We start from the raw sequence: 22,883 nt of genomic DNA, 5'->3' as shown, positions 1-22,883 counted from the left end.
TTGTTTCGTCACGGTTCGAACGATCGCTTTGGGGGCGCACAGCACAAGGTGAGTTTGACATGAATGCAGATCCTAAAAGCACGTCCGCCCCGGCAACCCGCGGCACCCCGTTCGCGCGCCCGATCCCAGGCAAGCTGCGGCGGCTCCGTCCAGACGGCGCGTTTCTGCTGGTCGTTCTCGTCAGCCTGGTTGCGGGCCTGGTGCCCGTCCGCGCCCAGGATCTCCCAACCGCGCCGTCCTTTGTCGATGATTTCACCAGCCTCAGTCGCGCGCGCTGGTACATTTCCGACGGCTGGACTAACGGCAAGCATCAAAACTGCACCTGGTCCAAAAGCCTGATCGGGCTTTCCGACGGCATGCTGACGCTCGGTTTCGAGAAGCGAAAGCTGAAGGATCGCGAATTCGCCTGCGCCGAGATCCAGACCAAGCAGCGCTTCGGCTACGGCACCTACGAGGCGCGGATGAAGACCGACACGGGCTCCGGCGTCAACGCGGCATTCTTCAGCTTCGTCGGCGATGCCGACAAGCAGCCGCATGATGAAATCGATTTCGAGGTGCTGACCAAGGACACGTCCAAGGTCCAGGTCAACGCCTACATAGCCGGCAAAGGCAAGAACGAGAAACTGGTCGACGTCGCCGGCGGCACCGACAAGGCCTTCAACGACTACGCCTTCGTCTGGGAAAAGGACCGGCTGCGCTGGTACATCAACGGCAAGCTTGTCCACGAGATCACCGATCCGGCGAAATTGCCCACCCATTCGCAAAGGATCTATTTCAGCCTGTGGGGCAGCGATACGATGAAGGGCTGGATGGGGCCGTTCTCGGATCCCGGCCGCAAGCTCACGATGCAGGTGGATCGCGTTGCATTCACCGCACTTGGCCAGCCCTGCCAATTCCCGGAATCGCTGGCATGCAACACAAACTAGAAGCGCATCTGAACCGGCCGGGCCGAAGATGGTCCGAAGCCCGAAGCTCGAACAGGCCCGAAGCCTTGAACAGGAATGAAACCGAATGAATTTGACTGTCTTTGGAATCGGCTATGTCGGTCTTGTACAGGCAGCGGTGCTTGCCGAAGTCGGCCATCAGGTGGTCTGTGTCGACATCGATGCAAAAAAGGTCGAGCGGCTCAACCAGGGTCATGTCCCGATCTTCGAGCCGGGGCTCGAAAACATGGTCAAGGAGAACCATGCCGCCGGCCGCATCAAGTTCACCACCGACGCCGCCGCGGCGATCAGGCATGGCCAGATCCAGATGATCGCCGTCGGCACGCCGCCGGGCGAGGATGGTTCGGCCGACCTCAAATATGTGCTGGCCGTCGCCGAGGCCATCGGTCGTGAGATGGAGGAGCCCAAGATCGTCGTCGGCAAGTCGACCGTGCCCGTCGGCACCTGCGAAAGGATAAAGGCCAGGATCGCTGCAACGCTGAAGGCGCGCGGGCGCGAGGATCTGGCTTTCGACGTCGCCTCCAATCCGGAATTCCTCAAGGAAGGGTCCGCTGTAAGCGACTGCATGAAGCCCGACCGCATCATAGTCGGCACCAGCAACGAGGACACCGAGGCGGTGATGCGCGAGCTCTACGCGCCGTTCAACCGCAACCACGAAAAGATGATCGTGATGGACGTGCGCAGTGCCGAGTTCACCAAATACGCGGCCAATTGCATGCTGGCGACCAAGATCAGCTTCATGAATGAAATGGCCAACCTGGCCGAGCAACTGGGCGCCGACATCGAGGAGGTCCGCAAGGGCATCGGCAGCGACCCGCGGATCGGCTACCACTTCATCTATCCGGGCCTCGGCTATGGCGGCTCGTGCTTCCCGAAGGATGTGCGTGCCCTGATCAAGACCGCCGAGGCCGTCAAGTTCGACGCCAAGCTGCTGCGTGCCGTCGAGGAGCGCAACAACCAGCAGAAGTCGGTCCTGTTCGAGAAGGTGGACCGCTATTTCAAGGGCAATCTCAAGGGCAAGACATTTGCTCTGTGGGGCTTGGCCTTCAAACCCAATACCGACGACATGCGCGAGGCCCCGGCCCGCACGCTGATGGAAGCGCTCTGGGCCGCCGGTGCCAATGTCCAGGCCTATGATCCGGAGGCGATGCAGGAATGCCAGGCGATCTACGGGCTGCGCGACGACCTGCAACTGTGTGGCACCAAGGAGGCCGCGCTGCGAGGCGCCGACGCGCTCTTGATCGTGACCGAGTGGAAGAGCTTCAGCGCACCGTCCTTCGATGCCCTGAAGAACGCGCTAACCACGCCCGTCATCTTCGACGGACGCAACCTCTACGACCCCAAGGTCATCGCCCGCCACGGCATCGAATACCACAGCATCGGCAGAATGGCGGCGTGACGCCAGGGCGGTCCAGCAAGGAGCCAGGTCCATGAAAGTTCTGTTTGCAGGCGGCAACGGCTACACCCCGCAGTTCAGCGGTGGCGTTCAGTCGAGCACGCACCATCTGGTCGAGCAGCTGCGCGAGCACGGTCATGACGCCTCGGTTCTGGCGGCGCTGTTCGGTGACGGCATGTTCGGTTTCAAGGCGCGCGCCAAGATGAAACTGCTTCGCCAGCGTGCGGTCATCGACAGCTATCCCGGCTATCCGGTCGTGCGGGCATGGTTTCCCTGGGAGGCGGCGCGCTTCGCGGTCGAACGGCTCGATCCCGATGTCGCCGTCGTGCAGTGCCACAAATCGGTGCCGATCGGAAAGGCGCTGCAGGCGCTCGGCGTGCCACTAGTGGTCTACCTGCGGAACGTCGAATTCCACGAATTGGCCGGCGACCTGCGCGAATTGCATTCGGCGCTTTATATCGCCAACTCCGAATTCACCGCGCGCACCTATAAGGAAAAGTTCGGCATCGATTCGACCGTGATTCCACCGACCATCAATCCCGGGCTCTATAGCACGCCGACCACCGGCGAATTCGTCACGCTGATCAATCCTTACAATGAAAAAGGGTTCGAACTCGCCGTGCGCATCGCCGGCCAATGCCCCGAAATCCCGTTCCTGTTCGTCGAAAGCTGGAAGCTCGACGACGACCACCGGGCGCAGATCGAACAGATCATCGCGCCGCTGCGCAACGTCAGGCTGGAAAGCCGCACCAGCGACATGAAGACCGTCTACGGCCGCACCAAGATCCTGCTGGCGCCCAGCAAATGGGAAGAGGCCTGGGGGCGGGTGGCATCCGAGGCCCATTGCAGCGGCATTCCAGTCGTCGGGTCCCGTCGCGGTGGCCTGCCGGAAGCGATTGGCGCCGGCGGCGTGGTGCTCGACTACGACGCACCGCTCGACGACTGGGTCGCCGCGGTCAGGCGGCTATGGAGCGACAAGGCCGAGTACGACCGCCTATCGGCGGCGGCGCAGCTGTTTTCGGAGCGGCCGCAAATGAACCCCGACAGCCAGTTCGCGACTTTTCTCGGCGTTCTCGACCGCGCCAGGCAAGGCGCGCTGGAGCGTGCCGCCTGATGCATTTCGTCCAAAACCATGCATGTCGCGTAAAAGCCAGCGTTCGCGCCTGACCCGAGGGGATGGCTTGGGACAACATCACGCACAACACCAGACGCTTGAAGCGCCTCGCATGGCGGCGACGGGCATCAGCCCTCATCCGCGCGAGCCGATCGACCGGCCTCGAAAGATCGTCCATTCGATGAAGATTTGCTTCGTAGTTGATAAGTTCCCCTCTTTGTCGGAGACCTTCGTCCTCGACCAGATAGAAGGGTGCCTCGAGCGCGGCATGCAAGTCGGCGTCGTCTGCAACGAGACATCCTTCGGCAAGGACAGCAACATCGACGATCGCCGCTGGCAGGCTCTCCCTGGCAAGGTCGTCTGCTGGTGGGGCGGGCTAGGGCGCTTTCGCCCGACGCTCAGGAGATGGTCGGGCAGGTTCTGGGATAAGCTCTCGACCGCTGTCGACATCGCTTTTGCGCGCAAATTGCAGAACGCCGATGTGATCGTCGCGCATTTCGGCAATAACGGCATGCGCGTCGCCCGCGCCATGAAACGAGGCCGGATTTCCGCTCCGCTGGTGACCATATTCCACGGCCGCGATGTCGGCGAACCGCTGCATGACAACACGCTCACGCGCTACAAGGTCGTCTTCGAAAAGGGCGTTCTCCAGCTGCCGGTGAACGCGTTTTTTCGCGACGCCCTGATCGGCGTCGGCGCACCCCCCGCGCAGGTCATGGTTCACCATATGGGCGTGCGGCCCGGTGAGATCGGCTACCATTGGCGTTCCTGGGAACGGGACACACTGTCCTTCATCTCGGTCTGCCGGCTGACCGAAAAGAAGGGCATCGAATTCGCCCTTCGGGCGCTGGCCAGCCTGCCGCGGCGTGACTGGGTCTATTCGGTAATTGGCGGTGGCGAATTGCTGGAAGAGTTGAAGAAGCTCGCCGCAAATCTCGGCATTGCCGACCGGGTGACTTTCCTCGGGCCGCGTCCGCACGCCGAGGTCAAGCACCGCCTGCGAGATGCCCACGTATTCCTGCTGCCCAGCGTTGCCGCGCGAGACGGCGATCTAGAGGGTATTCCGGTGGCGCTGATGGAGGCCATGGCCGCCGGACTGATCGTGGTCAGCACCTATCACTCGGGCATCCCCGAGCTGATCGAGGATCAGGAGACAGGTTTCCTCGCACCGGAGCGAGACGTTGCGGCGTTGGCCCGCAAGCTTGTCTGGGTGGCCGAGAACCCGGACAAATGCGAACGCATCGCACGTGCGGCGCGCCGTAAGATCGAGCAGGATTTCAACGCGGACGTGCTCAACGAACGTTTTGCGCAGATCGTTGCCCAGCTGGCCGAAGCCAGGCACCCGGCATGAATGCCAACCCGCCCCCCCAGTTCGGTCGCGTCGCCCTGCGCGGCGGCGTGGTGACGATCGGCGCGCAAGGCTTCAAGATGGCGATCCAGTTTCTCTCGGTCATCGTGCTTGCGCGTCTGCTCGTGCCCGAGGATTTCGGCTTGGTGGCTTCCGTCGGGCCGATCGTGGCCTTTGTCGGACTGCTTCAAAACCTTGGCCTGCAGCAGGCCGTGGTCCAGCGCAAGGACATCAGCACCGAGCAGCTCAACCAGGTATTCTGGATCAGTGCGTTGGTGGGGCTGGGCAGTGCCGTGGTGGTTGCATGCCTCGCGCCCGCCATCGCTGCCTTCTATGGCGATCAACGCATGGTCGGGATCACCATCGGCTCTGCCTTGCCGCTGCTTCTTGGCAGTCTCGCCGCGGTGCCGCTGGCGCTGATGAACCGCCATTTGCGCTTTGGCCAGCTCGCATTGAACGATGTGATTACCGCCGCTGCCGGACTTGCGACTACCGCAGTGGCCGCCTATGCGGGGCTGGGCTATTGGTCGCTGGTCATCGGCCCGGCGGTTTCGGCTGTTGTCGCGCTCGCCGCGGCATGGCAGGTGGCGCGCTGGACGCCGTCACGGCCGGACCTGAAGGTCGATACCGACATATTATCGTTCGGCGCCAATCTGACCGGCTTCAATCTGGCCAACTTCTTCTCGCGCAATCTCGACAACATCCTGATCGGAAAATATTCGGGCGCGATCGAACTCGGCTACTATGACCGCGCCTACAAGCTCCTGCTGTTTCCGCTGCAGAACATCAACCAGCCGCTGACACGCGTGATGGTGCCGCTGCTGAGCCGCATCCATGAGGACAAGGCACGGTTTCGCGATATCTATGTGCGAACCAACTGGATGCTGGCGGCCATCACCATGCCCGGCATCGCGGCGCTGACGTTGACGTCGGACCAGGTCGTCGGGCTTCTCTTCGGCGAGCGCTGGACGGCGGTGGCGCCGATCTTCGCCTGGCTGGGCATTGCCAGCCTGATCCAGTCCGTCTCGAGCACCACCGGATGGATCTTCATCTGCCAGGGCAAGACCAAGACCATGTTCCACTGGGGCATCTACTCGTCGCTGACGACGGTCGCCGCCTTCATCATCGGATTGCACTGGGGCGCCGTCGGTGTCGCGGCGGCCTACGCGATCAGCGGCTATGTGCTGCGCGTCCCGGTACTTGCCGTTCTTGTCCACCGGGTCGGCCCGGTGACCGCAGCCGACTTCCTGGTCATGCAGGGGCTTTTCATAGCCTCGTCGCTGCTTGCCTGGTCCGTCTACCGCGAGTTGCCGGCATCGCTGACCGGCCAGTCAGACCTGCTCGCGGTGGTCCTGGCGGTTGCCCTCAATTATTCGATCGGACTGGTCCTCATGCTTGCCCTTCGCCAGTCGCGCAGCGCCCTGTTCAGCACGCTTTCCAGCGCCATGCGCAACGCCCGCTAGGCCGGCAATCACCGGCCTCAACAGCGCACCCGCCGACATCGCCGACGTATGCTCCTCAAGTACTGCCTGAAGGCTCGTCCTGCGATAGAGGTCGAGATTGGCGGTAAGTCTGCCGAGCTTCTCGCTCGCTTCCTCGGGCGTCACCGTGTCGATGTCGAGCAGCAGGTCGGCGACGCCGATCCGCTTGGCAAGTTCCTTGGTCTTGAATTCATAGGCAATCGGCAGCACCGGCGTGCCGACGCAGAGCGACATGATCATCATGTGCATGCGCGTTGCGACGACGAAGTCGAAGCCCTTCACCAGTGCCATCAGTTGCTCCGGCGTGTGGAACGAAGCGTCCACGCTGACATGCTTGGCGATCTCCGGATCGAGTTCGGCAACAATCGTCCGCGCCGTCTTGGAATCATCATGGGCGTATTCCGGCACGCCCTGGCAGGTGGAGACGAAGGTGACCTCCTTGGCGTGGTCCCTGACCAGGATGGTCGCGATCTCGCGGATCGAGTCGATGTAGCGGCGCATGCCACCCTCGCCGTCGCTGACATAGTTCCAGTGACGGACGGAAATGGCGACGCGGCCGGTGACGGTTGTCGACTGGCCGGAGGCCAGAATTTTTCCGATCCTGTCGGTGTCGGCCAGGGCAAAGACGGCGTCGGCCACGACGTGGCATTTGCCGGGGTCTTTCACCATGTCCACAATGTGGCCTCTCGAACGTTCGTCGCGCAGCAGGATGAGCGGGCTCCGGTCGAAGATCGGGCTCAACTCCTGGCGATTGTAACTTTTGTTGAACGGGCCGAGCGATTGCGTGAAGAAGACGGGGTCCTTGCCCAGAATCGCATCAATCCGGAATTGATTGAGCCGCCGCTCCAGATTGTAGGTCTCGACGAGATAGGTTCCGCCTGTCGTGACCACGAGGTCGGCGTCTCTGTAGATGTCGAGACCACGGCGATTGCTTGGGCTGAAAAAACGCCCGAGAACGCCGGTGCCGAACCGCCGCAGGGCAGTGAGCACGAGCCGATTGTAGAGCGGCTTGAACAGGTTCTTCAGTCCGCTGCCGTATTTGTAGCGGAACAGCGATTCCGACAGCAGCTTGTGGAATGCGAGATCCGGATAGTCCTTCTTCGTGTAGAGCCTCGCCGCCACCTCCGGCTGGCTGTCGAAGACGTAGAACTGGATATCTTCTTGCACGATCGTCTTGAAAACATGGCGGATCGCCAGGAGGATCGCTGCATCCCCGGTATTCAGGCAGACGGTGTTTTCAACCGCGATCTTCATGGAATGACCTCATTTCGTGAGTAGTCCCGTGCTTCCATCGACGGGTGCGAAGGGGGCGGATTGCAGGCGGGTTGGCCGAAAATGCTGCACGCCAAGGATGGTCCTCGCGTCGTGATTATTGGCGCGCAGCCCGATGGCAGGCCAACGCGCGGTCCATGCGGCCCAAGCAGAGCGAGATTAACCCATCGATTTTGCAGTGCAACAAAAAATGTGGATCTTTGTTACGCTGCAACCAAAAATGTTGCGATGCAGCAAGAGCTGTACTAGCATCGTAGCGGGCGGGCCAACAGCGGTCGAGTTTTCATGCTGCATGTCTTGTACTTGGTACACGACGTCTCCGACCCGGCAGTGCGCCGGCGGATCATAATGCTCAAGGCAGGCGGCGCCCAGGTTACGCTGGCCGGCTTTCGTCGTACGGCAAGCGCAGTTGCTGATGTCGAGGGCTTGCAGCCGATCGATCTCGGCCCGACTCGTGATGGCCGATTCGCCCAACGTCTGGCCGCGATCATGAAGGCGGTGGTCTCGACCGGCTCGAAGCTGGGCTCAATGCCACGGCCCGACCTCATTATCGCGCGCAATCTGGAAATGCTGGCGCTTGCCCGCCGCGCGAGGTCGGCCTTCCAGGCAACGGTGCCGATCGTCTACGAGTGCCTGGACATTCATCGCCTGCTGCTTCGCGACGATCCGCTGGGCTGGGCGATGCGCGGCGCAGAACGCTTCCTGGCCAGGGATGTGAAGCTTCTGGTGACCAGCTCTCCGGCCTTCATCGCCAACTATTTCAAGCCGTTCGGACAGATTGCCGCCCCGGTCGAACTGCTCGAAAACAAGTATTTCGAGCCGGCCGCGCCCCCGCTGGATGACCGGGCGGCGCCGGAGAACCCCGTTGCGCCGCCTTGGCGGATCGGCTGGTTCGGGGCGCTCCGCTGCCGCCGTTCCCTGGAGCTTCTGGCCGACTTCTCGCGCCGCCTCGACGGCCGCTTTGAAATCGTCCTCAGGGGCCGGCCGGCGCTGTCCGAATTTCCCGATTTCCACGGTTTCGTCGAATCGGAGCCCTGGCTCTCGTTTGGCGGTCCCTACCGCAATCCCGAGGATATGGCGGCGATCTACCGCGAGGTTCACTTTTCCTGGGCCATCGACTTTTTTGAGCAGGGCCTGAACTCCGAATGGCTATTGCCCAACCGGCTTTATGAGGGCTGCCGCTTCGGAGCCGTGCCGATTTCGATGGGAGCCACCGAAACCGGCCGATTCCTCGACCGGCAAGGCATTGGGGTTCTTTTGCCAGAAGCCACGCCCGAGGCGCTCGAAGCCGCCGTCGGCACGATTGAGCAGCATCGGTTCGAGACATTGAAGGCGCGTGTTCTCGCCCGCAATCCGCGCACCTGGAGCTACGACCGCGCCGATTGCCGGGCGCTCGTCGAAAAGCTCCGCGGGCTGACTGCGGCTCCCGGTCCATATGCTGCCGAAGCATTGGCATAGAAGGACTGCCGATGACGCAAACCGACATTCCATCCTGCATGATCGTGGTTCCGTGCCTGAACGAAGCGGCCCATATCGGCACGTTGCTTCGAGAGCTCCGCCCTGTGGCCGAGAGGCTGGGCGCCGTGATCATCGTTGCCGATGGCGGCAGCACGGACGGCACCAGGACGATCGTCGCGGACATCGCCGCAAAAGATCAGCGGGTGATCCTGCTGCACAATGAAAAGCGCTTGCAGAGCGCGGCGATCAATCTCGCCGTCGCCAGACTCGGGAACGGCGTCGACTATCTCATTCGCATCGACGCGCATGGCGGCTATCCCGCGGATTATTGCGACCGGCTGGTCGAAGAAGCGCAGGCCACCGGCGCGGATTCGGTCGTCGTCTCGATGCTGACCAGTGGCAGCGGCATGGTGCAGAAAGCAGCGGCGGCGGCGCAGAACTCCAGGCTCGGCACCGGCGGCTCCAAGCACCGGCACCTTTCGGCGGGGGAATGGGTCGATCATGGCCACCATGCGCTGATGCGGATATCGGCCTTCACCGCGGTCGGCGGCTATGACGAGACGTTCAGCCACAATGAGGATGCCGAACTCGACTATCGGCTCCGCCAGGCCGGCTACCGCATCTGGATGACCGGCAAGACGCAAATGATCTACTACCCGCGCTCCTCGCTGAAGGGCCTCTATTTTCAGTATCTCGGCTATGGCCGTGGCCGGGCGAGGAACGTTCTCAAGCACCGCATGATCCCGAAGATCCGGCAGATGGTGCCGCTTCTGGTGTTCCCCGTGGTTCTTCTCGCCGCCTTTTCCTTCGTCCACTGGCTGGCGGCCGTGCCGTTTTTGCTATGGGCGTCGGTCTGCCTCGGCTACGGCTTTTGGACCGCCGTCAGCCAGCGCAAAGCCGACATTGCGCTTGCCGGGGTCTCGGCAATGGTCATGCATTTCGGCTGGTCGGTCGGTTTCTGGCTGCAACTGCTCGCACCGCGACCGCAGCGCGGGGTAGCGTGATGGACCCGGTCAGGAAAAATCGAAGCATCGATATCTGCGTCTGCACATTTCGCCGGCCGGAGCTTGCCGACACGCTTAGCTCCATAGCGGCCATGGATATGCCCACGGGGTTCGACGTCGGTGTCATCATCGCGGACAACGACGATACGCCGACGGCTGAAACGCTGGTCGCCAAGCTGGCGGGGGAGTTGAAGCTGCCGGTGACCTACCGGCACGCTCCGGCCCGCAACATCTCGATCGCGCGCAACGCCTGCCTCGATGCCAGTGCGGCGGATTTCGTCGCCTTTATCGATGACGACGAGATAGCTACCGCTGGCTGGCTTGCCGAACTGGTTGCGACGGCGGAAGCAACTGGTGCTGCGACGGTGCTTGGGCCGGTGCAAGCCCGTTACCTGCCGGATGCGCCCGCCTGGATGCGCAAAGGTGATTTCCACTCGACCTTGCCGGTCTGGTTGAGCGGCGAGATCCGCACCGGCTACACCTGCAACGTCCTGCTCAGGATTGGTGCTGAGAGCCTGCGCGGCCGGCGCTTCAGCCTGGCACGTGGCCAGACCGGCGGCGAAGACACGGAATTCTTCGACCAGATGGTCAAGGCCGGCGGCCGCATCGCCTTTTCGCCGGAGGCTCGGGTCGACGAAGCGGTGCCACCTGCCAGGGCGGCATTCGACTGGCTCGGCCGCCGCCGGTTCCGCGTCGGGCAGACGCACGGTCATCTTCTGGGGCGCAACGCACACGGCCTTGCCCGGCTCAAGCAAGTCGGAATTGCCGCGGCAAAGGCCGGCTACAGTTTCCTGTCGGCAATTCCGGTCGCCATCGACCCCGTACGCCGGAACCGCAGCCTGCTTCGCGGCATTATGCATGTCGGCGTCGTCAGCGGCCTCGTCGGGGTTCGTGAAATCCGCCAATACGGCCTGTCTTCGCCGCAGCAAGGGGGCAAGCGTGCAGCCTGACGTGAGCTTCGTGATTGCCGCCTACAATGCCGAGGCGACCATCGATCGGGCGATTGCCAGCGCCGTCGCCCAGCGCAATGTCAGCGTCGAGGTCATCGTCGTCGACGACAAGTCGCGCGACCGGACGCTCGACCTGGCGAGATCCTATCCCGAAGACATCGTACGCGTTGTCGCGCTTGAGCAAAACAGTGGCCCCGGTGGCGCCAGGAATGCCGGCCTTGAGCTTGCTCGCGGCAGGTGGGTCGCGGTCCTAGATTCGGACGACGCGGTCTATCCCGGGCGAATCTGCACCATGATCGAACGCGCGGAGAAAGCGGGCGCCGAGATCGCGGTCGATAATCTGCAGGTCGTTCGCGAGGATGGCGTTGCCGAAGAGACGATGTTCCCGGCCGACTATCTGGAAGGGCTCGGTGAAATCTCGCTGGCGGATTTCATCGGCGGCAACGTCCTCTTCGAATCGAGGTTCAATCTCGGCTATCTCAAGCCGATCTTCCAGCGCCGGTTCCTGAACGAGAACGGGCTTCGCTACGATGAAAGCCTGATCATTGGCGAAGACTATATCCTCCTGGCCAGTGCTCTGGCCAAAGGCGGCAAATGCGTGGTCGAGCCGACGACGGGCTATATCTACCACATTCGCACGGGTTCCATCTCCCGGGTGCTCGAACTTCATCACGTCGAGGCGATGCGCAGGGCCGATGCCACCTTCGCCGCGACCCATTCCATGGATGCTGCGGCCGAGGTGGCGTTCGCCAGGCGCGCTCGCAGCCTGCGCCGGGCGGCATCATTCCTGTCGCTGGTTCAGCACATCAAGGCGCGATCGCCGCTCAAGGCGATATGGACGGCGCTCAGCGATCCGGCGGCGGTTCGGCATATGGGCATGCCGATCGCCGTCCGGCTGCGAAGGGTAGCGGCACAGTTTGCCGTGGTGGCGGGGAGGTGAAGGGCTGCAGGCGAATGGATGAAGACAGTTTTCGCCGCCTGCGACAGGTTGAAATCGATCTCCTCAGAAGGAACATGCAATGAAAAAAGTCAGGAAGGCAGTCATACCGGTGGCGGGGCTTGGAACGCGGTTCCTGCCGGCGACCAAGTCCATGCCGAAGGAAATGCTGCCGGTGGTCGACAGGCCTGTCGTGCAATATGCGGTTGACGAGGCGTTTGAGGCCGGCATCGAGCACATCGTTTTCGTCACCGGCCGCAACAAGGCGGTGATCGAAGACTATTTCGACCTGCATCCTGAACTGATCGGAACCCTGGAGCAGAGCGGCAAGAAGGCGCAACTCGAATCGCTTGAAAGCCTGCTTCCCGTCGCCGGCGCGACGAGCTTCATCCGCCAGCAGTCGCCGCAAGGCCTCGGCCATGCCGTCTGGTGCGCGCGCGAAGTCATCGGTGACGAACCCTTCGCATTGCTTTTGCCGGACATGGTGTCCTTCGGCGGGCGCGGGTGTCTCGCCGAGGTCGCCGATCTTTATGCGCAGACTGGCGCAAACGTTATCGCCGTCGAGCGGTGCGATCCGACCGAGACCAGCAAATACGGCATTGTCGGGCGCGGCGCGGATGTCGGTACGGGCTTCGAGGTGACGGCCATGGTCGAAAAGCCGGCTCCTGCCAATGCGCCGTCGAACTTCTACATCAACGGCCGCTACATCCTGCAGCCCGAGATATTCTCGCTGTTGGCCAGCCAGCAACGGGGCGCCGGCAACGAGATCCAGCTGACCGACGCAATGGTGCGTCTCGCACAGACCCAGGCCTTCTTCGCCCAGCCTTTCGACGGCCGCATGTTCGACTGCGGCTCGAAGGAGGGCTTCATCCAGGCCAACGTGGCTTTCGCGCTGGCGCGGGAGGATATGAAGGGCCCGATCTTCGAGATGCTGCAGGAATTCGTCCGGTCGCATCAGCGTCGGGAAGAAGCCGCATAATGTCCATTTTTTTGAGGCATTGTGTGTGCGGCTGATGACGCAGGACAGGCCGTTGCGCCGCGCGTAACGCGCACTGTCCGGCGCAAGGTTTGCACCCTATGTCCCGACCTTCGAGGCGGTAGCGCCTGCAAACTAGAATTGGACCGAAGATGAACTATGCCAATTTTCCTGTCGACAAGAGGACGCCGTTGCCGGCTTCAAATGCGGCAAACGCCGAAGACTTCATCGACATCGAGCGCCTGCTTGGCATGGCCGCGCGGCAGGCGAAAGTGGTTGCCGCCTGCGCCGTCATCGGTCTCTTTCTCGGCGTGCTCTATTTGCAGACGACGCCTCCTACCTATGTGGCGACGAGCAGCGTGCTGATCGACGAAGGATTGAACAAGGTCGTCGACGACATTTCGGCGGCGTCGGTCAGCATGCAGACCGACTCCGCCGTTCTAAGCCAGATCGAAATTTTGCAGTCGGCCAGGCTGGCGGGGGTGGTCGTCGACAAGCTGAAGCTCGATCAGAACGACGCTTTCATGAACCCTCCGACATCGGCCATTTCGAAGGTCGCAAGCTTTGTGCGCGGTATCATCCAGTCGGTCCGCCCCAAGCGCGCCGCTAGCACAACCGATGTCACTCAGCTTGATCCTGCGACGCGTGACGCGATCACCGCATCGTCGTCGCCCCGCGACTACGCAATCTTCAAGCTGCAGAACCAACTCGACGCCGAGCGGATCGGCCGAAGCTTTGTCATCAGCATCTCCTTCCAGGCGACGGATCCGGCGCTTGCGACCGCCATCACCAAGGCCTATGCCGATGCCTATCTCGCCGATCAGCTCGATGCCAGCTTCGACGCGACCGAACGGGCGGCGGTCTGGCTGCAAGGCCGGCTGACCGAGCTCCGCGAGAGCTCCCAGGCGGCCGCATTGGCGGTCGAAAAGTTCAGGGCCGAACATGGACTGGCTGTCAATGACGGCCAGTTGATCAGCGACAAGCAATTGTCCGATCTCAACACCCAGCTGATCGTCGCGCAGGCCGATACCGCACGTGCCGGCGCCCGCTATCAGCAGTACAAGTCGATCGTCGAAAGCGGCTCGGACAATGCGTTCAAGGACGCTGCGATATCGAATGACCAGCCGAGCAGCTCGGTCATCACGACGCTGAAGAACCGCTATCTCACCGTCGCCAAGCGGCAGCAGGACGTCGAAGCCAATTTCGGCCCGCAACATCCGCAGGCCGTCGCGCTCGCCAAGGAGAAGGCCGACATATCCGCGCAGATTTTCGGCGAGCTGAAGCAACTGACCGAAAGCTACCGCAACGAATACGAGGTCGCTCTGGCGCGCGAAACCGCGCTCCGCGCAAATGTCGCCTTGGCGGCTGGCAAGAGCTCCATCGACAACCAGTCGCAGGTCAAGCTGCGTGAGCTGGACCAGAAGGCGACGGCGCTGTCGACGCTCTACCAGACGTTCCTGAACCGCTATGAGGAGGCCGCCCAGCAGCAATCCTTCCCAGTCGGCAAGATCCGGGTCATCTCGGACGCGACGATGCCGCAGTCGGCCGCAACCCCGCGCACGGCTATCGTGCTGGGGCTTTCGCTGGCGCTTGGCATAATGATGGGAGCAGGGGTTGGTGGCCTGAATGAATTCAGGGAACGCTTCTTCAGGACCGGCGAGGATGTGCGCGACCGCGTCGGCCTCAAATTCCTCGGCTACCTGCCGGTCATCGGCAAGGCTGGCAAGGACGACCAGCGCGACGGAGGTCAGCCCGACGTCAAGGTCGTCGAATCCAGGACCGCCAAGTCCTCCAAATCCCAGCCCTCCAAAACATTGTCGGCAGCCGAAAAACGTGCGCGCATGCGAGTAACCGTCGATGCGCCGGCATCGATGTTCTCCGAGACGCTGCGCAACGCAAAGATTGCCTTCGACGTCGTGATTGAAGGCCAGGGCAGCCGGGTCATCGGTGTGGTCTCGGTGCTTCCCGGCGAAGGCAAGTCGACGGTGGCGGCCAATCTTGCCGGACTGCTTGCCGCCAACGGATCGAAAACGCTGCTGATCGACGGCGACCTGCGCAATCCCGGCCTCAGCCGCAGCCTTGGCATGGAGGCCGAGCAGGGCCTGATGGAAGCGGTGGTGAGCGGGCAGACCTGGCAATCGGTCGGCAAGATCGATCGGCAGACCAAGCTGGCGATCATCCCGGCCGTCCTACGTGGCCAGTTTTCGCATACAAGCGAGCTTCTGTCTTCAGCCGGCATGCGCCGCTTCATCGACAACGCCAAGGAAACCTTCGAATACATCATCGTCGATCTGCCGCCACTCGGGCCTGTCGTCGACGCCAAGGCCTTCGCTCCGCTTGTCGACGGCTTCGTGCTGGTCACCGAGTGGGGACGCACGCCGCGTGCGATGGTGCAATCCGTGCTCAGCTCGGAGCCCTACATCGCCAAGAAGATCATTGGCGCGGTGCTGAACAAGGTCGAACTGAAGAAACTGCCCAAGTATGGCGCGATCGGCGGCTCGGAAAAATTCTTCGACAAATATTCGAGCTACTATCTGGAAAAATCGGAAGCACGCACCAAGGCAGCCGCCTGAGCGACGATATCGCGCTTAGGAAAATATGAACTTGGCGCGGTTGTCGACGATCCTGAGGGCGGTCAGCCGGCCGGTTTGGAAGGCGCCGGTATCTATGCCGAGCCGGCGTCCCTCGAGCTTCGGAACCTCGACCGGCGTATGTCCGTGCACGACATAGCGGTCGAGAAGATGCGCGGCGTCGAAAAACTCCGAGCGGATGTTGAGCAGGTCTTCCTCGTCCTGCGCGGCCAGTTCGATGCCGGGCCTGATGCCGGCATGAACGAACACGAATTTCGCCGAATAGACCATGACCGGCAGCGCGCGCATGAAGCCGACATGGCCGGCGGGGATGATCTCCCGAATGCGCCGGTCAACCTCGTCGCTTGACCCATAGAGATCGGCCATGCGCGACGGGTCGACGCCGTAGGAAAACAGCGTTTGCAGGCCGCCTATCGCCAGCCACGACTCTCTCGAAATGATCCCGTCGAGATAGTTCAGCATCACGACTTCGTGGTTGCCGGCAAGGCAGATGCGCTGGAAATCATGGAGCGGCGGCGCCAGCAGATGATCGAGCACACGCGCCGACTGAGGCCCACGATCGACGTAGTCGCCGAGCATGATGATCAGCTTTCTTCCTTCGAAGGGCACCGAATCGAGCAGGATCTTCTGCTCCAGGGCGCGGAGTTCCTTGTAGCAGCCATGCACGTCGCCGATCGCGTAGACGATTGTGCCCCGCATATCGATCTCCAGCCGCCGGCGTGCCGCGGCCTGGGGCTTTCTCGATCGCTGGAACAGGGTCACGTATGGCATCTCGCATGGCTGTGTGTGCGTCTCGATTCCGAAGCAACATGACGACACACCGCGTGGATACCATGTCTGGCGCCGGTCGTTCCATACCGGAGCTTCGGACGCAACTCGGCTTCGGCCTCTTACAGGCCGATGCCGCGGCGGTTCAGCGCGGCGGTGATCTCGTCGAGGATGGCCGGGTCGTCGATCGTTGCCGGCATGGCCCATTCCTCCTTGTCGGCGATCTTCTGCATGGTGCCGCGCAGGATCTTGCCGGAGCGCGTCTTAGGCAGGCGCTTGATCGTCACCACCGTCTTGAAGGCAGCGACCGGGCCGATCCGGTCGCGCACCAGCGTGACCACCTCGTTTTCGATGATGCCGGCGTCGCGGTCGACGCCGGCATTCAGCACGACGAAGCCGAGTGGAACCTGGCCTTTCATAGCATCGGCAATACCGACGACGGCGCATTCGGCAACGTCGGGATGCGCGGCCAGCACCTCCTCCATGGCACCGGTCGACAGCCGGTGGCCGGCGACATTGATGATGTCGTCGGTGCGGGCCATGACATAGAGATAGCCGTCATCGTCCATCATGCCGGCATCCGCGGTTTTGTAGAAGCCGGGGAACTCCTCGAGATAGGCTTGGCGAAACCGCTCGTCGGCATTCCACAGCGTCGGCAGGCAGCCGGGGGGCAACGGCAATCTCACCACGACATTGCCAAGCGTGCCGCGCTTGACCTCATGCCCGGCATCGTCCAGCACGCGGATGTCGTAGCCGGGCATCGGCACGCCGGGCGAGCCGTATTTGACCGGCAACAGGCCCAGTCCGGCGGGGTTGATCGTCATCGGCGAGCCTGTTTCCGTCTGCCACCAATGGTCGACCACCGGCACGTTCAATTTCTGCTCCGCCCATTTGATGGTTTCCGGATCGGCGCGCTCGCCGGCGAGGAACAGCGTGCGGAATTTGGACAGGTCGTATTTCGGGACGAATTCGCCTTTCGGGTCCTGTCCTTTGATGGCGCGAAAGGCGGTTGGTGCGGTGAAAATTGCGACCACGCCATGCTCGGCGATCACACGCCAATAGGTGCCGGCGTCGGGCGTGCCGACCGGCTTGCCTTCAAACAGCACGGTCGTGCAGCCATGCAGCAGCGGGCCGTAGACGATGTAGGAATGGCCGACCACCCAGCCGACATCGGAAGCCGCCCAGAACACTTCGCCCGGCTTGACGCCGAACTCGTTTTCCATCGACCATTTCAGCGCGACCATATGGCCGCCATTGTCGCGCACGATTCCCTTCGGCTGGCCGGTCGTCCCCGACGTGTAAATGATGTAGAGCGGATCGGTGGCAAGCACCGGAACGCAGTCGACATTGGCGCCGGCGGCCCGCTCACGCGCCACGGCGTCGGCATAGTCGATGTCGTAGTTTGCCCTGAGCTCGCAGCGCAATTGGTCGCGCTGCAGGATGAGGCAGCTTTCCGGCTTGTGCCGCGACATCTCGATCGCCTTGTCGAGCAGCGGCTTATAGGCGACGACGCGCCCTGGTTCCAGGCCGCAGGAAGCGGAGATGATCAGCTTCGGCTTGGCGTCGTCGATGCGGGCGGCGAGCTCATGCGAGGCAAAGCCGCCGAAGACCACCGAATGCACGGCGCCGATCCGCGCGCAGGCAAGCATGGCGAAAGCTGCTTCCGGCACCATCGGCATGTAGATGATGACGCGATCGCCTTTTTGGATGCCACGATTCTTGAGCACCGAGGTCAGCGCGACCACCTCGCGCTTCAACTCGGCATACGTGAATTTCCTGATTGTGCCCGAAATCGCGCTGTCATGGATCAACGCGATCTGGTCGGCACGGCCGCCCGCCACATGACGATCGACGGCATTGAAGCAGGTGTTGCACGAGGCGCCGTTGAACCATCGGCCATAGACGCCGGCATTGGCGTCGAACACGGCCTCGAAGGGCGAGAACCAGTCGATTGCACTCGCCGCATCGGCCCAGAATTTTTCCGGGTCGCGTTTCCAGTCGTCATAGACCTCATGGTAGCGTGACGCCATCCAGCTTCCTCCCCAGGAATGTTTGCAGTCCTTGAAATAGCGTATGCTGCTTTCTGTAACCATGTATTTGTGCTTTACGTTTGCCGTCGTTCTAATTCGGCCGCAAATGCAGGGTCGTCGTGATCTGCGGGGCTGATATCGGCCGAATTTTCGACATGGGGGCAGGGCGCGATGAAACTGCGATACGGGCTTGAATTTGCCGCCGTTGCGACCCTGGCGGCGGTGCTCGCTTCAGCTGCTCAGGCCGGCGATGCGGCGGCACGGCGCATCATCGGCTTTTCGCCAGACGGTAACTACTTCGCCTTCGAACAGTACGGCACGCTCGATGCCGGTGCTTCGGATTCGGGCTGGTCGGAGATCGACATCATCGACACGCGCACCGATGAGTTCGCCGGCGGCAAGCCGATCGTCATCGTCGACGAGACGGAGGATGCGACACTGACGCTTGCGCAGGCGCGGGAGCGTGCCGCGGCGCAGGCGGCGCCCTTGCTGGCCAAATATGCCATAGCGCCGCGCGGCGAGCGGACGGGCTTAGACAAATTCACCTTTCCCGACGACCTGGTCGCCTACAACGACATTGCGCGCCTCGAGCAGGTTTCGCAGAAATGGCTTTCGCCGGCCTATGACGAGCTTGGCATCTCGACCATCCAGCTCGAGCAGATCCTTGCCGACAGCACGGCGGATTGTTCATCGAGTTTCGACGGGACGCAGCAAGGCGAAACGACCGGCAAGGCGCTCGGCTTTCGCCTGACGCTGCAGGGTCAGGACGGCAAGCCGATCAAGCTGCTGCATGAGGACAAGGCGGTGCCCGGTTTGAGGAATTGCCCGACTTCCTACAGCCTGTCGGAATCTTACGCATTCACCCCGGATGGGAAACCGGGCGTGCTTGTCGTGCTCGTGCAGCGCTTCAGCCAGGGATTTGAGGGACGTGACCGCCGTTTCCTCGCCGTGACTGGCCAGGTGCACTGAGGCAACGCGCTCAGAAGCTACCCGAGTTGTTGTCCCTAAAGCGGCAGCGCAGCGAGCATAAGGCCGACCCCGCCGACGATCAGCAAGGCGGCTGCCAGCACCTTTCCATGACGCTCGAAACCCGTCGGCGCCCGATCCCAATTGTAACGCATGCTCGAACTCCCCAAACCCGCAGATTCTTTATCTTACGCTGGGTGAGGAGGGCAACTGTCTGGTGATGTGCGGCGTTGCCGATGTCGGTTTTATCACCGACTATTTCTGGGGCATTCTCCGCCGCTACATGCCCCAGCGCAGCGCGGCCGTATGTACCGGGGCATCCCACCAAACAGCCGCCTCGTCGTCGAGCATGCTCAGCGTGATCGAACAGCCGGCCATGTCGAGCGAGGTCACATAGGACCCGACCAGCGACCGGGCCACCGTCACGCCGTGCTTCTCGAAGATTTTGCGGGCGCTGTTATACATCAGATAAAGCTCCATCAACGGTGTGCCGCCAAAGCCATTGACGAAGAGTAGCGCCTGGCCTCTGGCACCGTCGCCCAGGTCACCCAGGATTGCGGTACAGATCTCCTCGGTGATGGCATCGGCGCTCTTCAATGTGTCACGCCGCCTTCCCGGCTCGCCATGGATGCCGACCCCGAACTCCATCTCGCCGTCGCCGATGTCGAAGGTCGGCTTGCCCGCCGCCGGCACGGTGCAACTGGTCAGTGCCACGCCCATCGAGCGCGTCGCGCCGTTGATGCGCTCGCCCAGCGCCTTCAAAGACTCCAGTGGCATGCCTTGTTCGGCCGCCGCGCCGACGATTTTCTCGACCACCAGCGTACCGGCGACGCCGCGCCGGCCGGTGGTGTAGGACGAGTTTTCGACCGCGACGTCGTCATTGGTCACAATTTGCATCACGCCTTCCGTCATTTCAGCGGCCATGTCGAAATTCATCACGTCGCCCTCGTAGTTCTTGACGATGAACAGGCAGCCGGCGCCCGTATTGACGGCATCGGCGGCCCCCATCATCTGGTCAGGCGTCGGCGAGGTGAATACCTGGCCGGGGCAGGCGGCATCCAGCATGCCGTGCCCGACGAACCCGCCATGCAGCGGCTCGTGACCCGAGCCGCCGCCGGAGATCAGCGCCACCTTGCCCGGCTTGAGCACCTTGCGGCGGACAAATTTGTGCTCCTCGCCGAGCGCCAGGATATCGGCATGCGCGGCAACGAAGCCGTCGAGGCTCTCGGTCAGCACCGTATCGACCGAATTCAGAAATTTCTTCATGGCTGTCCTTCCGAAATAGCCCAGCGTCAGCTGCCCTTGCCGGCGATGCTGGTGATCTTCTGGATGAAATCATTGACCGCCCGGTCGAGCGCTGCATTCTGCTTATCGTCGCCGAAATCGGGAACGATCAGCGAGACATGCCGTGTCTTGCGCATGCCTGCAGCCAGCGACATCTTTCCCGGATGCGCCCGATGGTAGGCGTCAAGGAAATGATCGCGTTCGGCCGGGCTGAAATGGCAGACGGAGAAGATAGCCGGCAAATGCTTCGACGGGATGGGCGTCGAATAGGCGGGGCTGGAAATCTGCGTGACGAAGCTGCGATGCTTGCCCAGCGCATCGGCGAGGCGCTGGCGCATGCCGGACGGGCGCTGGTCGATCACCTGCGACAGGATCGTCTTGTAGGCGCGGATCGCCTCTTCGGGGCCGGATTGCGACGCTTTGTCTGACATGCCGGGGCCTAGATCGAAACGTCCGCGATGGCCGCCTTGGCCATCGCGAGTTGGGCGGGAGCGACGGAGAGGTCACGCAGGCCAGTTTCAAGCAGCGCCGGGATCGAGGCGGGGTCGCCGCCGGCGTCGCCACACAGGCTGACCGGGACATTATGCTCGCGGCCGAAGGCGGCAACCGAGGCGATCAGCCGGAGTACGGCCGGATGCCTGACCGAATTCAGATGTGCGACCGACGCATTGTCGCGAGCGGCGGCCATCACGTATTGGGTCAAATCATTCGAACCGATCGAGAAGAAGGCGGCCTTGGCGAATGCCTCCGGCGCAATCGCCACCGATGGCACCTCGACCATGATGCCAAGCGGCGGCATTTTTTGCGCGATGCCGCGCGCCAAAAGGTCAGCCTGCTCTTCCGCGAACAGCGCGGTGGCGTGTTCATACTCTTCCGGAACGGCGATCATCGGGAACATCACCTTCAGATTGCCGTGCATGGCGGCGCGTAGCAAGGCGCGGATCTGCACGCGAAAGACCTCTGGGCGCACCAGCGACAGCCTGATCCCGCGCAGGCCAAGGAATGGATTACCTTCCTCGACGGTCAGGCCCGGCACAGGCTTATCGCCGCCCGCATCGACGGTACGGATCGTCACCGGCTTGTCGCCTGCCCATTCCAACACTTTGCGGTAGGCGCGATATTGGGTCTCCTCGTCCGGCAGCGTCTTGCCGAACAGGAATTCGGTCCGCATCAGCCCGACACCGTCGCACGCCGCAGCATCGATGCTGTCGACATCGGATGGATCGGCAATATTCACCTGCACGCGGACCGCTATGCCGGTCTTCGTTGCTGCCGGCCTTGTCAGATAGGCTGCCGCTTTGCCGCGATGCGCTGCGAAAGCCAACGACGATCGTCGGAATGCATCGATCTCCGCTTTCGAAGGCGCCAACACGATGCCGCCATGTTCGGCATCGAGCAGAGCCATTCCGGCAAGGTGAGCCGGCGAAGCACCGGGCCCGGCCACCCCACGCGCCACGAGCCCAAGCCCCACCACCATTGGCACGCCGCGTGAGCGTGCCAGCATTGCGACATGACTTGCAGCACTTCCGGCCGTAAGTGCTATGCCGCCGCCGGCACTCCAGTCGGTCTCGAGGAAGCGCGTCGGTGCGATATCCTCGCCGTAGAAGATCGCACCCGCCGGTGCGGCAATGTCGCCGCCCCCGGTCAGCGCGCGTAGCACCTGGTCGCGTATATCGCGCATGTCGGCCGCGCGCGCCCGGAAATAGTCCTGGTCGGATGTTTCGTAGCCGGCGATCTCGGCGTCGAGCGCTGTTGGCCAAGCCACATCAGCAGCCATGCCCTCGACGATGTGCGCAAAGGCCGGACCGGTCAGCGCGTTGTCCTCCAGCATGGCGAGCTGGAATTCGAGGATCCCGGCCGCCTCGCTGTCGCTGGTTTCGATCAATGTCGCGAGCCGGCCTGCGGCAATGGAGATGGCGGCTTCAAGCGCCGCCTTCTCGTCCGCGGCAGTCGCCTTGCGGACATAACGCACAGCAGCCTGGTCCAGATCGAACAGCGGCCCCTCGGCATAGCCGGCCGATGCCGAAATGCCCTGCAGACTAAGCGGTTCGGGCATGGTCCTTGCCTTCGTCGAAATCGCGCCGCACCAGCTCGACCAGCGCGCCGACCGCCTCACCGGCGCCGTCCCCTCTGGCTCTGATATGCAGGACAGTACCTCTCGGCGCTTTCGCAGCCATTACCTTGACGATGCTCTTGGCGTCGAGCCACGGCCCGTTGGCGGCGAGTGCAATCTCGACGTCGGCCGAAAACGTCTTGGCAAGCTTGGTGAACTTCACCGAAGGACGCGCATGCAGTCCCACCTCATGGGTGATCAGGACGCTGGCTTCGGCTGCTGCGGACATGCTTGTCAAAATTCCCGTTCAT

18 protein-coding genes and 1 pseudogene are annotated in these 22,883 nt (G+C 62.5%); 12 read left to right on the top strand and 7 right to left on the bottom strand.

Annotated elements, in window-relative coordinates:
- The first annotated feature begins 59 nt into the window (after positions 1-59).
- From exoK to AC0L2X_RS23865, 5 genes are all read left to right on the top strand, one after another.
- Positions 60-926, top strand: a complete 867-nt coding sequence (gene exoK, locus AC0L2X_RS23885) for an endo-1,3-1,4-beta-glycanase ExoK (protein ID WP_473557617.1) — start codon at positions 60-62, stop codon at positions 924-926.
- 85 nt (positions 927-1,011) lie between these two features.
- Positions 1,012-2,343 carry a UDP-glucose dehydrogenase family protein gene (locus AC0L2X_RS23880; protein ID WP_473557615.1) on the top strand — a complete coding sequence of 444 codons (1,332 nt, stop codon included), beginning with the start codon at positions 1,012-1,014 and terminating at the stop codon, positions 2,341-2,343.
- A gap of 31 nt (positions 2,344-2,374) precedes the next feature.
- Positions 2,375-3,454, top strand: a complete 1,080-nt coding sequence (locus tag AC0L2X_RS23875) for a glycosyltransferase (protein ID WP_352487965.1) — start codon at positions 2,375-2,377, stop codon at positions 3,452-3,454.
- Positions 3,455-3,566: 112 nt separating this feature from the next.
- Positions 3,567-4,805, top strand: coding sequence for a glycosyltransferase (locus tag AC0L2X_RS23870; RefSeq protein ID WP_473557613.1), 1,239 nt, complete (start codon positions 3,567-3,569; stop codon positions 4,803-4,805).
- On the top strand, positions 4,802-6,265 hold the full coding sequence (locus tag AC0L2X_RS23865) for a lipopolysaccharide biosynthesis protein (RefSeq protein WP_473557610.1): 1,464 nt from the start codon (positions 4,802-4,804) through the stop codon (positions 6,263-6,265). Before AC0L2X_RS23870 ends, AC0L2X_RS23865 begins: the two co-directional genes overlap by 4 nt.
- Positions 6,266-6,487: 222 nt before the next feature.
- Here the strand turns inward: AC0L2X_RS23865 and AC0L2X_RS23860 are convergent.
- Positions 6,488-7,537, bottom strand: a pseudogene (locus AC0L2X_RS23860) (polysaccharide pyruvyl transferase family protein); the annotation flags it as partial.
- 303 nt (positions 7,538-7,840) lie between these two features.
- Here AC0L2X_RS23860 and AC0L2X_RS23855 point away from each other — a divergent pair.
- From AC0L2X_RS23855 to AC0L2X_RS23830, 6 genes are all read left to right on the top strand, one after another.
- Positions 7,841-9,013 carry a glycosyltransferase family protein gene (locus tag AC0L2X_RS23855; protein WP_473557608.1) on the top strand — a complete coding sequence of 391 codons (1,173 nt, stop codon included), beginning with the start codon at positions 7,841-7,843 and terminating at the stop codon, positions 9,011-9,013.
- Between the two features lie 11 nt (positions 9,014-9,024).
- A complete protein-coding gene (locus AC0L2X_RS23850) occupies positions 9,025-10,017 on the top strand; it encodes a glycosyltransferase family 2 protein (protein ID WP_473557605.1) in 993 nt (330 codons plus the stop codon).
- A complete protein-coding gene (locus tag AC0L2X_RS23845) occupies positions 10,017-10,967 on the top strand; it encodes a glycosyltransferase family 2 protein (RefSeq protein WP_473557603.1) in 951 nt (316 codons plus the stop codon). Before AC0L2X_RS23850 ends, AC0L2X_RS23845 begins: the two co-directional genes overlap by 1 nt.
- Entirely contained in the window at positions 10,957-11,907 is a 951-nt protein-coding gene (locus AC0L2X_RS23840; RefSeq protein ID WP_473557600.1) for a glycosyltransferase family 2 protein, read from the top strand. The genes AC0L2X_RS23845 and AC0L2X_RS23840 overlap by 11 nt, the downstream gene beginning before the upstream one ends.
- A gap of 79 nt (positions 11,908-11,986) precedes the next feature.
- The gene (locus AC0L2X_RS23835) at positions 11,987-12,883 is read left to right on the top strand and encodes a UTP--glucose-1-phosphate uridylyltransferase (protein ID WP_023676320.1); all 897 of its coding nucleotides are present in this window, start codon (positions 11,987-11,989) and stop codon (positions 12,881-12,883) included.
- A 149-nt stretch (positions 12,884-13,032) separates the two neighbouring features.
- The gene (locus AC0L2X_RS23830) at positions 13,033-15,453 is read left to right on the top strand and encodes a polysaccharide biosynthesis tyrosine autokinase (RefSeq protein WP_473557597.1); all 2,421 of its coding nucleotides are present in this window, start codon (positions 13,033-13,035) and stop codon (positions 15,451-15,453) included.
- Between the two features lie 15 nt (positions 15,454-15,468).
- Here AC0L2X_RS23830 and AC0L2X_RS23825 read toward each other — a convergent pair whose 3' ends face one another.
- Both AC0L2X_RS23825 and AC0L2X_RS23820 read right to left on the bottom strand, forming a co-directional pair.
- Complete coding sequence (locus tag AC0L2X_RS23825; RefSeq protein ID WP_473557594.1) at positions 15,469-16,170, bottom strand: metallophosphoesterase family protein; 702 nt, start codon at positions 16,168-16,170, stop codon at positions 15,469-15,471.
- Positions 16,171-16,361: 191 nt separating this feature from the next.
- A complete protein-coding gene (locus AC0L2X_RS23820; RefSeq protein WP_473557592.1) occupies positions 16,362-18,269 on the bottom strand; it encodes a propionyl-CoA synthetase in 1,908 nt (635 codons plus the stop codon).
- Between the two features lie 171 nt (positions 18,270-18,440).
- Between AC0L2X_RS23820 and AC0L2X_RS23815 the strand changes: the two genes are divergently transcribed.
- Positions 18,441-19,238 (top strand): DUF2259 domain-containing protein, encoded by a 798-nt coding sequence (locus AC0L2X_RS23815; protein WP_473557590.1) that lies wholly within the window; start codon positions 18,441-18,443, stop codon positions 19,236-19,238.
- A gap of 276 nt (positions 19,239-19,514) precedes the next feature.
- Here AC0L2X_RS23815 and dhaK read toward each other — a convergent pair whose 3' ends face one another.
- From dhaK to AC0L2X_RS23795, 4 genes are read right to left on the bottom strand one after another with little or no spacing between them, the layout of a single operon-like run.
- Complete coding sequence (dhaK, locus tag AC0L2X_RS23810; RefSeq protein ID WP_473557587.1) at positions 19,515-20,501, bottom strand: dihydroxyacetone kinase subunit DhaK; 987 nt, start codon at positions 20,499-20,501, stop codon at positions 19,515-19,517.
- Positions 20,502-20,527: 26 nt separating this feature from the next.
- Positions 20,528-20,950 carry a hypothetical protein gene (locus AC0L2X_RS23805; protein WP_473557585.1) on the bottom strand — a complete coding sequence of 141 codons (423 nt, stop codon included), beginning with the start codon at positions 20,948-20,950 and terminating at the stop codon, positions 20,528-20,530.
- A gap of 8 nt (positions 20,951-20,958) precedes the next feature.
- Positions 20,959-22,575 (bottom strand): phosphoenolpyruvate--protein phosphotransferase, encoded by a 1,617-nt coding sequence (gene ptsP, locus AC0L2X_RS23800; RefSeq protein WP_473557582.1) that lies wholly within the window; start codon positions 22,573-22,575, stop codon positions 20,959-20,961.
- A complete protein-coding gene (locus AC0L2X_RS23795; RefSeq protein WP_473557580.1) occupies positions 22,559-22,861 on the bottom strand; it encodes an HPr family phosphocarrier protein in 303 nt (100 codons plus the stop codon). The genes ptsP and AC0L2X_RS23795 overlap by 17 nt, the downstream gene beginning before the upstream one ends.
- Positions 22,862-22,883 lie beyond the last annotated feature (22 nt).

The sequence above is a fragment of the Mesorhizobium sp. WSM4828 genome (assembly GCF_055811175.1).
The sequence above is the reverse complement of the archived record's forward strand: the minus strand, read 5'-3'. Positions and strand labels throughout refer to the sequence as shown.

What these genes read in the sequence shown, in the direction of transcription:
- AC0L2X_RS23855 (WP_473557608.1), top strand. Translation starts at nt 7,841, where the DNA reads ATGCTGCATGTCTTGTACTTGGTACACGACGTCTCCGACCCGGCAGTG.
- AC0L2X_RS23820 (WP_473557592.1), bottom strand. Translation starts at nt 18,269, where the DNA reads ATGGCGTCACGCTACCATGAGGTCTATGACGACTGGAAACGCGACCCG.
- AC0L2X_RS23825 (WP_473557594.1), bottom strand. Translation starts at nt 16,170, where the DNA reads ATGCGGGGCACAATCGTCTACGCGATCGGCGACGTGCATGGCTGCTAC.
- AC0L2X_RS23835 (WP_023676320.1), top strand. Translation starts at nt 11,987, where the DNA reads ATGAAAAAAGTCAGGAAGGCAGTCATACCGGTGGCGGGGCTTGGAACG.
- AC0L2X_RS23865 (WP_473557610.1), top strand. Translation starts at nt 4,802, where the DNA reads ATGAATGCCAACCCGCCCCCCCAGTTCGGTCGCGTCGCCCTGCGCGGC.
- AC0L2X_RS23805 (WP_473557585.1), bottom strand. Translation starts at nt 20,950, where the DNA reads ATGTCAGACAAAGCGTCGCAATCCGGCCCCGAAGAGGCGATCCGCGCC.
- AC0L2X_RS23845 (WP_473557603.1), top strand. Translation starts at nt 10,017, where the DNA reads ATGGACCCGGTCAGGAAAAATCGAAGCATCGATATCTGCGTCTGCACA.
- AC0L2X_RS23795 (WP_473557580.1), bottom strand. Translation starts at nt 22,861, where the DNA reads ATGTCCGCAGCAGCCGAAGCCAGCGTCCTGATCACCCATGAGGTGGGA.
- AC0L2X_RS23830 (WP_473557597.1), top strand. Translation starts at nt 13,033, where the DNA reads ATGAACTATGCCAATTTTCCTGTCGACAAGAGGACGCCGTTGCCGGCT.
- ptsP (WP_473557582.1), bottom strand. Translation starts at nt 22,575, where the DNA reads ATGCCCGAACCGCTTAGTCTGCAGGGCATTTCGGCATCGGCCGGCTAT.
- AC0L2X_RS23850 (WP_473557605.1), top strand. Translation starts at nt 9,025, where the DNA reads ATGACGCAAACCGACATTCCATCCTGCATGATCGTGGTTCCGTGCCTG.
- AC0L2X_RS23875 (WP_352487965.1), top strand. Translation starts at nt 2,375, where the DNA reads ATGAAAGTTCTGTTTGCAGGCGGCAACGGCTACACCCCGCAGTTCAGC.
- AC0L2X_RS23815 (WP_473557590.1), top strand. Translation starts at nt 18,441, where the DNA reads ATGAAACTGCGATACGGGCTTGAATTTGCCGCCGTTGCGACCCTGGCG.
- AC0L2X_RS23870 (WP_473557613.1), top strand. Translation starts at nt 3,567, where the DNA reads ATGGCGGCGACGGGCATCAGCCCTCATCCGCGCGAGCCGATCGACCGG.
- dhaK (WP_473557587.1), bottom strand. Translation starts at nt 20,501, where the DNA reads ATGAAGAAATTTCTGAATTCGGTCGATACGGTGCTGACCGAGAGCCTC.
- AC0L2X_RS23880 (WP_473557615.1), top strand. Translation starts at nt 1,012, where the DNA reads ATGAATTTGACTGTCTTTGGAATCGGCTATGTCGGTCTTGTACAGGCA.
- exoK (WP_473557617.1), top strand. Translation starts at nt 60, where the DNA reads ATGAATGCAGATCCTAAAAGCACGTCCGCCCCGGCAACCCGCGGCACC.